Source organism: Vicinamibacterales bacterium (assembly GCA_041659285.1).
Taxonomy (GTDB): Bacteria; Acidobacteriota; Vicinamibacteria; order Vicinamibacterales; family UBA2999; genus 12-FULL-67-14b.
On the sequence record JBAZYO010000022.1, the window covers coordinates 50482 to 60293 of the forward strand.

Sequence of the window (9812 nt, forward strand, 5' to 3'; positions counted from 1 at the left end):
TGTCTGGCTCATGGCGGCACTAGTGATCGTGGGTGGCGCCGAGCTTGCCGATCTCGGCCTTCACGGCAAAGCTGTTGGTGGCGGCGAACCGCTCCCCTGCCTTCAGTCCGCTCAGCACCTCGATCCACACGCCATCGGAGCGGCCGAGCGCCAGCGGACGCGCCTCGAACCAGTCGCCGTAGCGCACGAACACCACCTGCCAGTCGCGAAAGGTCTGGATGGCCTCGACCGGGACCGCCAAGGGGACCGTCGCGGACGACTGCTCGAGCCTCACGGTCACGAACAGGCCGGGCCGCCACGCGCCGCCGGTATTCGGCACGACGATGCGAGCCGTGGCGCGGCGGTTCTGCTCGCCAATCAACGCGCCGATGAAGGTGACCCGGCCCGGCACCTCCAGGCCGAGGTCGTTGGCCACGACCGTGGCCGGCTGCCCCTGCCGCACGCGAACCAGATCCTTGGCGGGAATGCTGGCCTCAATCCAGACCGAGCTGAGATCGGCGATCACGAAGATGTTGCGATCGGCCGGCACGGCTTCGCCGACGGTGAGGTCGCGCTCGACCACCGTGCCGGCAATGGGCGCGCGAATCTCGTAGCGCGGCAGGCTGTCGGGCGCGGCGGTGCTCAGCGCATTCACCGCCACCTGGGTCAAGCCCAGCGCGACCAGCTTCTGGCTCGCCAGGTCCTGCCCGAGGCGCGCCTCATCGAACTGCCTTCGCGCTTCGAGGTATTCCTGTTCGGCGGAGATCTTTTTCTTCCACAGGTTCTCCTCCCGGTCCACGGCGACGCGCGCGAACTGGAGGCGCTGCGCGGCCGCCAGGAACGCGCTTTTCGCATCGGCCAGTTCGCGGCTGCTGATCACCGCCATCAAGTCGCCGCGCTGGACCCGGTCGCCTTCCTTGCTCATGACCTCGACGACCACACCCTGCAGCCGCGGCACCACCCGCGCGACCCGGGTCTCATCCGCCTTGATCTCGCCGGGCACTTCGAAGGTGGTGATCATCCGGCGCGGACCCACCGCCTGGATCTCGATGCCCGCGCTCTTCAAGGTGTCGTCCGCCAGCTGCACCTTGCCTTCGATCTGCGAGTAGGTCCATTCCTGCGTGCGCCCATTGCGCACCGCGTGGACCGTCACGTCGAAGGAGTGCGGCTCTTCCACCACCGCCTCGCCGCGCAGGTAATCGGCTTCTGGCACGAAGGTGATGCGATCGACGCGCCCGCCGAGGCGGTGCAGCTCGACCCGCAACGTCACCTCGCGCGGCGCCATCGGCCGGCCGTCACGATCGAGTGGATAGATGCGGAAATGCGGCTCGACGCCCGTTTCGTAGATCGTCACTTCGACCTGGAAGTCGTCGCCCGAGAGCAGGCGCGCCCCGTGCGGACCGCGCGGATAGTCGAGCGGCCCTGGCGCCGATTCGCCGGCCTCCGGCTGGTCAGGCGCGTCACGCAGCAGCCACAGCGTGGCGCCGACGGCGGCAAGGATGATCGCGGCGATGAGGATGAGACTTCTGCTTTTCATGACTGTTCCTACTGGCCCTTGACCGGCGTCGATGCAGCGTCAGCGAGGGGAACGCCGGTGAGGCGCTCGACTTGCGCCACCGCTTTCTGCACGCTCGCCAAAGCGCGCAAGTGCTGGACCTCGGCGGAGACCAGCGTTCGCTGGGCATCGAGCACCTCGAGATACCCGAACCGGCCAAGCCGATACCCTTCTTCAATGGCCGCAAACGCGGACCGCGCGCCGGGCAGCACGCTGCCGGCGAGCGCCGTCGCTTCGTCGTGGGCGCCGGCCAGGTCGCGATACGCGGCCGCCAGCAACGTCGTGATCCGCGCCTGCGCCGCACGCTCCGCCTCGCGAGCCTGCGCGACCCGCTGCGCGGCGGCCTGGATGCCGGCCCGGTTCCGGTCGGCGAACGGCAGCGGAATGGAGGCGCCGATCACGAGGGCGTTGCTGTCTGCGTCCGTGAAGCGGCGATAGCCCGCGCTCACCGTGACGTCGGGCACCGCCCGCGCGGCTTCGAGCGCCCTGGCCGCGTCGCGGCGCGCGATCTCCGTGGTCCATCGCGCCACTTCGGGGTTCCGCGCCACGTGCTGCACGAGCGTGTCAAACGCCGGCAGTGCCGCCGGTGGCTGCACGTCGCCTTCCGCCGATTCGAACACCGCCGCTCCGTGTCCCCACAATGCCGCCAGCGCCGTCCGGTCGGCGGCGAGCGCCCGCCGCGCCCGCTGCTCGTCAATGCGCGTCATCGCCAGCGCGACCCCGGCCTTGGTCTGCTCGATGGGCGACACCACGCCGGCCTCAACCCGCGTCCGGACCGTCTGATCCACCTGCTCGACCAGCACGCGCGTGCGCTCGGCCAGGGCGACGGCCTGCTGGCTGACCAGCACGTCGAGGAACGCCGCCGTGACGCGGGTCAGCACGTCGATGCGTGCTGTCTCGAAGTCCCATTCGGCAAGGTCGCGGTCAAGGCCCGCCAGCGTCCGGCGGGCCGCCCGCTTGCCGCCGAGTTCGATCAGTTGGCTCAGTTGCACGGTGGCCTGCGGCTGGACCACGCGGGTCCCATCCTGCGCGCGTCCGGACGCACCGAGGTCTTCGAGCAGGACGTCGGCCACTGGATTCGGCGGCCGTCCGGCCTGGATGACCAGTGACTCCCGCGCGCGCACTTCCCACGCGAAGCTCGCGAGCTCCGGGCTCTGCCGGAGCGCCAGGGCCAGCGCGTCGCGCAAGGTGATGCGGCCGGCGGGATTCTCGGACACGCCAACCGGCGCTGCCGCGGCATCGACGGGCGGCCGGGTCACACTCACCCCGGCGCCGAGCGGTCGTGGCTCAACGGTTTGAGCGCCCGCCGGCAGGGCGGCCGCGGTCACCGCCAGGGCCACGACGCTGCCAATGCGCAAATATCGCTTACGACGAGACGGCGAGAGACAGCCGGGCAATGGCATAACCCTCCGGCCGCATGGCGGCCGAACACACGATCGATTAATTGGGAACTACAGGTACGTGCGAAGTCGTTAGACGACGGCTGGCGGAGCGGGCGAAGAGGTGAAGCGCAGAGGTGGGTCGTGGGTCGGCAGCACCGCGGCTCTGCGCGGCTGGCGCATGCCGCTGGGGGCAGGCGCCTCAACCGCGACAGCGTCCGCCGCGGTTGTGACGTTCAGTACGAAGCGGGTGGCAATGTCGTAGGCAGAGACCATCGTCGGCGCGGCAACGTGGTCGCCGTGATCGAGCGCGGCATGATCGTGGTCCGCACCGGCATCGTGATGAGAGATGCCCGAGTCGGCCACTGCGTGAACGTGGACAATCGCCTGTTGGCGATCGAGGTGCGCATGCGGCGCGGGCAGCAAGCCGCCCAGCGCCACCGCAACGGCGGCGACGACGGTGAGGCGGCGAGAGGTCAGCGCTGAAACCACGCCCACGCAGTATGTGGTCGCCAACGCAGGTAAGTCAAACTCGTCACAGTCGGTGGGACAATCCCCGGAGCGACGCCCAGGCGAGCGCCCGGGCGATCGTCAGAACCGGTAGCGGAATCCGACGAAGCCGATGTGCGCCACATAACGTGGCGCGAGATAGGTCCCGAGGTTGAACAACCGGTTCCCCCACTGGAACGACCGGGACGTGTCACGCAGCAGCGTGTCCGCTCCCAAGGATTCCACCCAGGGCGTGGCGTCCGCCTGCATCCAGTCGTCGAGAGCGTAGTTCTCGTAGGTGTAGCTGGTCACCACGACGACTTCCCGCACCGGGATTTCAAGGCGCAGGTTGACGACGTGCCAGTCCTCGGACACGGTCGACGGCGACGAGAACGCAAACTGGTGATTGGGCGGAAACGGCGTGCCGTTGAAGTTGGTGACGCCGAAACCGGAGTAGTGAATGTCGATGGCGGCGAGCGAGGCCGTGTAGTCGGCAATCAGGGTGGCCTTCTCAGGCACGATCTGCCAGGTCGTGCCGACGCCGGCGCTCCACGTCTGGTCATCGCGCTCGGCCGTCCACTGGCTCGAGGCCCGCGTCCAGGGGCCGAGTTCCGCCGTGGCGACGGCGCTGGGATTGGCTTTGTTGTTCTCGTTGAACTCGATCGAGCGATCGAGCGCGGTGCCGCGATCGAAGTTCAGGAAGGCATTGAAGGACAATCCGGTCTTCACCTCCGTGAACGCATCGACGCCGAATCTCGTGCGCCGGTCTTCGAGGCGCCCCAGTTGATCACCCGGCGTCGCGGCGTTCTGGTCGGCGAGCCCGGTGCCCAGCAACGGCTGCGAGGGTTGTACATCGGAGGCGAAGTCGTCATTCCGATACCGCACGTACGCCGACAGGGCGACGAGGTCGCGCGGCGTGAAGTTCGCGCGCAGGTCGAACTGCTGCCGAAAGCGGTCCGACACGTCGTAGCGCCGCATGTCCGGATGGTTGTCGAAGGTCAGCGCGGGGTTGTTGTTGTCGACGCCGTCGCTCTGGCTGTACCAGTAGCCTTCGTGGGTGACCGTGTTGTTGTAGTCGCCGCCGTCGCGGGCGCCGAACAGAGCCCTGGCCTCGAACGTGGCCCACCGCGCGCCGCGCGTGCGCAACGTCGCCCGGAAGATGTTCTCGGCTGTGTCGGCCTCCCGGTATTCGCGGGCCATCGACTCGTGTTCGATGCCCACCAGCAGGCTGGTCCGCGCCGGCAGCCGCCACGTGGCATCAACACCGGCGCTCCGGCGGGTCCACGCGTAGGGCAGGCTGACCCGCTTGTTCACGTACGACACCGTGCCAGTGAGGTTGCTGGTGTCGGACGTGACGTATTGCCAGTTGCTGGAGGGCGTGTCGTTGTTCAAGTCGTAGCTGCGGAAGAACGCCCGCAGGTTGAGCTTCGAAACGGGCGTGATGGTGTAGTCGGCCACGAAGTTCAGCGTGTTGATCGCCGCCTCGGCCGAGGCCCTGGGCAGCGTCTGCACGGCCAACTGATCGTTGTTGTAGCTGTAGGGCAGCAGCTTCTCGTTCTGCTCGAGCAAGCCGTAGGCGACCGTCGCGGTGAACCGGCTGTCTTTCGGCAGGTTGGTGCCGAACATCCCTGTGATGTTGTGGTAGCGATTGTCCGGGGACAGCGGCCGCACGCCGAACACCGACACGGAGCGATCCCAGACATCGTAAGTGGCGCCGGGCTGCCCGTTGGCGTAGACGTTCTGCCACTGCATCGTGTCGATCTGATTGGCGAAATCAGAGAACTGGTACTCGGCGCGTACCTGATAGTGACCGCCCAGGTGCTCGGCGGCGAGGGTGAACTCGTTGGTGTTGTAATCCACCGGCTCGGCCAGTTGGATGTTCAACGTGCGCGGCGGACGATCGCCGATAGGGCCATACGTTGGTCTTGAGCCGGACTTGTCGCGACGATCGTAGACCACGTCCAACGCGAGACTGTCGATCGCGGACCACCGCGCGGCGAAGCGCCCGGCATTGGTCTGCATGGCCAGCGGCGTGGCCGCCAGGAAGTTCGCCTGGTACGCCGCGATCAGGTCGTCACTGGCCAGCACGCCGGCGGTGTCGCCGGCTCCCGTCGCCAGTTTCTTGAAGGTGATGGGGACGGTGGCCGGCACGGTGAACACGCCAGGCGTCCTCTGGACGTACGGTGTGACCGCCTTGTTGCTGAAACTGTGCGGGGTCTCAACCCAGTCGGCCTTGAGGCGCCACCGGCCGAACGATCCCGCCTCGGCCCGGATCGTCTGGTCATCGCGGCTGACGTTGACGCCGCTCAGGTCGAAGTACCAGCCCGCCGCGCGATCGGCCATCGAAAAATTCATGGCCGGCACGAAGAAGTTGTTGCGCAGGTCCCGGTACTCGGTCAGCTTCGCCGAGTTCGTGGAGTTGTCGAGCCCCAGCACGCCGGAGGCGACGCTGCCGCTGACTTCCACTGAGGGCGCCGCCGCCTGGGGCGCGGGCGGCGGGGTCTGCCCGAAGGCCTCGACCGCACTGAGAATGACGCACAAGAGCATTAGCCTGATCATGACAGCCCCCTACCGTGTCAGCTTGGCGCCCGACGGGTGATTGGACCCGTGAACGCTGGTGTGGCAGTTCACACAGCCGCTGCCATACGGATTGCTGGTGCGGTTGTAGCGGGGCAGGTTGATGTGGCCGCCGTAGGAATGGCAACTGAGGCACAGGAACGAGTCCTTGGCATTGAGCAGGTTGCGGTTGTTGGAGCCGTGCGGCGTGTGGCACGTCGCGCAGTTCTCGCGCACGGGCGCGTGCTCCCACACATACGGGCCTCGCTTCTCGGTGTGACACACGAAGCAGGTGTCGTTGACGGTGGCCTTGGTCAGCAGGCTCGGGGTCGATCCGTGCACGTTGTGACAACTGGCGCAGTCCATGCGGCCTTCGCGGACGGGGTGGTGCGACATCTTGTTGATGTCGGTGCGGACCTCGGCGTGGCAGGTGTAGCAGGTGTCGGCCGCCTTCGCCGTCTTCAGCAACGCCCGCTCGCTCTTCGGCGTCATCACCGTGTGGCACGACTGACAGCTCACGTCGGCGTTGAGGTGCGCTCCCGCCTTGAATCCCATGCGGGCGCCGCCCTCATGGCACTGGGCGCAGACCAGCGACTGCGACCGTGCCTCGACGACCTTGAGTTCCGCTGTCGGATTCTCGATGTGCTTGCTGCGCGGACCATGGCAGCTTTCGCATTCACCGGTGCCGTCGGGCGACTTCGCGGCGAAGGCCTTGGCGTGTTTCGTCTTGCCGTAGGCATCGAGGTACTCCCCGTGACACGTGGCACAGGTCGCGGTGTCATTGACGAAAGTGGCGCCCGCGAACGCGGGGTTCAGCGCCACCCAGTCGAGCGGCTTCGGTGGTTTCGCAGAGGCAACGCTCCAGCCGAGCGACGCCACGAATGCGACTGCGGCGCCGACCATCCATCCCCAACGATGTCGTGACATGACGATGACTCCTGCCCTTGACGGTCTGGCCGGCGCTGGTCTGAAGCGCACGATCCGTATGAATCAAGTTCAGTCTAGGCATGTCAAGGGGCGGCGGAAACTGAAGAGATTCTGAATTCGCGTTCAGGAGTGCGATGTCGGCCAGGCCAGAACGACCCTGGCACCGCCGGCGTCGTTGTCGCCGATGGCCACGCGGCCCCCGTTTGCGGTCATCGCCCAGTGCACGATGGCCAGCCCCAGGCCCGCGCCACCGAGGCGGCGGGTGTGGCCGCCCTCGATCCGGTAGAACCGTTCCAGCACGCGCTGGCGCTGGTCTTCCGGAATGCCCGGCCCTTCGTCGTCCACGACCACCTGGTGCTCGCCCTCCGGGCTCGCGGACCGGATCCGGATCCGGCCACCTTCGCGGGTGTACTTGATCGCATTGTCGAGGACGTTGCAGAACGCCTGGCGGGCCATGACGTCGTCGGTGGTCACTCTCAGCGGCTGGCCGATGGTGACGTCGATCGCGATGTCACGGTCCTCGGCCAGCACCGCCAGCTGTGCGGTCACGTCGCGCACCAAGTCACCGAGATCCACGTCATCCGCCCGCGGGTGGACGCGCCCGCTCTCCCACCGGGACAAGGTGAGCAGCGTCTCGACGACATGCGACAGACGGTCGGCCTCTTCGAGCATGCTGCCGACGATCTCCTGATAATCCGTCACGTCCTTCGCTTCGCGCAGCCCCACCTCGCCGACGCTGCGGATGGCGGTGAGCGGCGTCCGCAACTCGTGCGACGCGTCCGCCGTGAACTGCCGCAGCTGAGCGAACGACCGCTCGATCCGCGCAAACGTGTCGTTGAACACCGAGGCCAGCTGGCCGAGTTCGTCTTTCGTATTCTCGACGGGTAGACGCTCCGAGAGATGGTCCGCGCTAATCGCCCGCGCGCGGTCGGCCATGCGGCCCAGGGGGGCGAGCGCCTTGCCCGAAATGAAGTATCCCGACACGGCGGCCGCCAGCACGGCAAGCGGAGCGGCCAGGCCAAACACGATTCCGAGCCACCAGAGATCGGCCCTGAGCTCGTCTTCGGCCCGGGCCACGCGAACCCGCACGACCTCCGTCCCGACCGTCCGGTCGATGACCAGCGTCCGGACGAAGGCCCCGGCCGGTGTGCGGAGCGTCCGATAGCCTGGCGGCTCGGCCACGGGCCGTGTGATCGCGGCCTGCATGCCGGGGCGATCGGGCAGCCCGCGCAAATAGCGGACGGTCCCGTCCGGCCCATAGACCTCCACCCAGCGCCGCTCGCTGGCGTCGTAGCCCAGATCATGTTCGGCATCGGTCCGCCACATGATGGCGCCGTCGCGCATCACGAGCATCTCGAGCACGACCTCCAGATCCTCCGCGAGATGGTGATCCAGGGCCTCGCGCATGGAACGCCACTGCAGTGTCAGGGTCCAGACCAGGAACGGCGCCAGAATGAGCAGGATGGACGCGGCGAACCAGATCGTCAGCCGCGTCCGCAGGCTGAGCGCCGTCACGGCGCTCCTTCTTTCATCAGGAACCCGACCCCCCGGATCGTGTGGATCAGCCGGGCACCGAAGCCTTGGTCCACCTTCTTTCGCAGGCGGGTGATGTGGACATCGATCACGTTGTCGAGCGGCGTGCCGCGGGCGGGCTCCTTCCACACGTCGCGGGCAAGCATCTCGCGCGACACGATGTGCCCCTGGTGCCGGAGCAGGTAATCGAGCAGCTCGAACTCCCGCGGCGTCAGCTCAATCGGCACGGCGCCGCGCGCGGCGGACCGGGTGATTGGATCCAGATCGAGGTCGGCCAGCCGCAGCCGCTGGGTCTCCTCGGGCCGCCCCCGCCGCAGCAGCGCCCGCACGCGGGCCACCAATTCGGCGAAGGCAAATGGCTTGACCAGGTAGTCGTCGGCTCCCGCGTCGAGACCCTTGACGCGATCGTCCACGGCGTCGCGGGCGGTCAGGACCAGCACCGGGACCCTCAACCCCTGCCCGCGAAGGCCCGCCAGGACTTCCAGCCCACCGCGACCTGGTAATCCGAGGTCGAGGAGAATCGCATCGTACGGCTCGGTGGTCGCACGGAAATAGCCGTCCTCGCCGGTCGAGCACACCACGGCCTCGTAGCCCTCGCCCTGCAGACCGGCCTTCACGGCGCCGGCCACCTTCGGATCGTCCTCGATCACCAACACCCGCATCATCGTTCTCGCGGCCAGATTAGCAGCCTTCGTCATGGGCATCCCTTAACGAATCCTGAAATCGCGGTCAGGATGCTCCCATCCTACTGCCCTCGCCGCGTGGCCTCGGCGGCCACGCCTCTGAAGCACACCTTTGCGACCAGGCACCGCGGAGAATCATCGAGCCGCCGAGCAGCGCCAGGAGCACCGGTAGCACGCGTTGCGCCAACGCGCCATGCCACTTGGTTGTTATCGTATCCGTTTACGATAATCGTAATGCTAGTATGAGACCTGGACATGACGAATCAGGACGCCAAACTGCTCACGCGGGAAATCCTGCTGGGCTTCTGGAAAGTCCACATCCTGCACCACGCCGCCGAACACCCAATCATCGGCCAATGGGTGCTGAGCGAGTTGCGTCATCATGGCTACGACATCAGCCCCGGAACGCTGTACCCGTTGCTGAAGAGACTGGAGCGCAACGGTTGGCTGCGCTCTGAGGCGGCGGTCGGCGAGTCCAAGCGCCCGCGCCGCTACTACCACCTGACCGCGCGCGGCGCCGCCGTGCTCGCGGTCCTGCGCGAGACCATCGTTGAACTGCACCACGAGGTGGTCGAAGAGGCCGCCGCGCACCGCCCGCGCAAGCCGTTCCGGTTGGCCGGCGCGACCCCTGCCGGGTCGTCCAAGGCAAGGAAGACGCGGCACAAACGGTAAGCTCACGATCGGATATCATCTACAGATCGGAAGAGCACA

General features: G+C 67.3%; 8 protein-coding genes. 1 reads left to right on the forward strand and 7 read right to left on the reverse strand.

Going from position 1 to position 9812, the window contains the following annotated elements; translation table 11 throughout:
• Positions 1 to 19 precede the first annotated feature (19 nt).
• The 7 genes from WC815_23005 to WC815_23035 form a co-directional block, all read right to left on the reverse strand.
• The gene (locus WC815_23005; GenBank protein MFA5911657.1) at positions 20 to 1516 is read right to left on the reverse strand and encodes an efflux RND transporter periplasmic adaptor subunit; all 1497 of its coding nucleotides are present in this window, start codon (positions 1514 to 1516) and stop codon (positions 20 to 22) included.
• A gap of 8 nt (positions 1517 to 1524) precedes the next feature.
• Complete coding sequence (locus WC815_23010) at positions 1525 to 2892, reverse strand: TolC family protein (protein MFA5911658.1); 1368 nt, start codon at positions 2890 to 2892, stop codon at positions 1525 to 1527.
• A gap of 114 nt (positions 2893 to 3006) precedes the next feature.
• A complete protein-coding gene (locus WC815_23015) occupies positions 3007 to 3405 on the reverse strand; it encodes a hypothetical protein (protein ID MFA5911659.1) in 399 nt (132 codons plus the stop codon).
• A 99-nt stretch (positions 3406 to 3504) separates the two neighbouring features.
• On the reverse strand, positions 3505 to 5949 hold the full coding sequence (locus WC815_23020) for an MtrB/PioB family outer membrane beta-barrel protein (GenBank protein ID MFA5911660.1): 2445 nt from the start codon (positions 5947 to 5949) through the stop codon (positions 3505 to 3507).
• Positions 5950 to 5970: 21 nt separating this feature from the next.
• Entirely contained in the window at positions 5971 to 6885 is a 915-nt protein-coding gene (locus WC815_23025; GenBank protein MFA5911661.1) for a DmsE family decaheme c-type cytochrome, read from the reverse strand.
• A gap of 123 nt (positions 6886 to 7008) precedes the next feature.
• Entirely contained in the window at positions 7009 to 8400 is a 1392-nt protein-coding gene (locus WC815_23030) for an ATP-binding protein (protein ID MFA5911662.1), read from the reverse strand.
• Positions 8397 to 9116 carry a response regulator transcription factor gene (locus WC815_23035; GenBank protein MFA5911663.1) on the reverse strand — a complete coding sequence of 240 codons (720 nt, stop codon included), beginning with the start codon at positions 9114 to 9116 and terminating at the stop codon, positions 8397 to 8399. Before WC815_23035 ends, WC815_23030 begins: the two co-directional genes overlap by 4 nt.
• Positions 9117 to 9356: 240 nt before the next feature.
• On the opposite strand from WC815_23035, the gene WC815_23040 reads away from it, so the two are divergent.
• Complete coding sequence (locus tag WC815_23040) at positions 9357 to 9773, forward strand: PadR family transcriptional regulator (GenBank protein ID MFA5911664.1); 417 nt, start codon at positions 9357 to 9359, stop codon at positions 9771 to 9773.
• The last annotated feature ends 39 nt before the right edge of the window (positions 9774 to 9812 follow it).

Coding starts and splice junctions, on each gene's coding strand:
- WC815_23005 (MFA5911657.1), bottom strand. CDS start 1,516: ATGAAAAGCAGAAGTCTCATCCTCATCGCCGCGATCATCCTTGCCGCC.
- WC815_23020 (MFA5911660.1), bottom strand. CDS start 5,949: ATGCTCTTGTGCGTCATTCTCAGTGCGGTCGAGGCCTTCGGGCAGACC.
- WC815_23025 (MFA5911661.1), bottom strand. CDS start 6,885: ATGTCACGACATCGTTGGGGATGGATGGTCGGCGCCGCAGTCGCATTC.
- WC815_23035 (MFA5911663.1), bottom strand. CDS start 9,116: ATGACGAAGGCTGCTAATCTGGCCGCGAGAACGATGATGCGGGTGTTG.
- WC815_23040 (MFA5911664.1), top strand. CDS start 9,357: ATGACGAATCAGGACGCCAAACTGCTCACGCGGGAAATCCTGCTGGGC.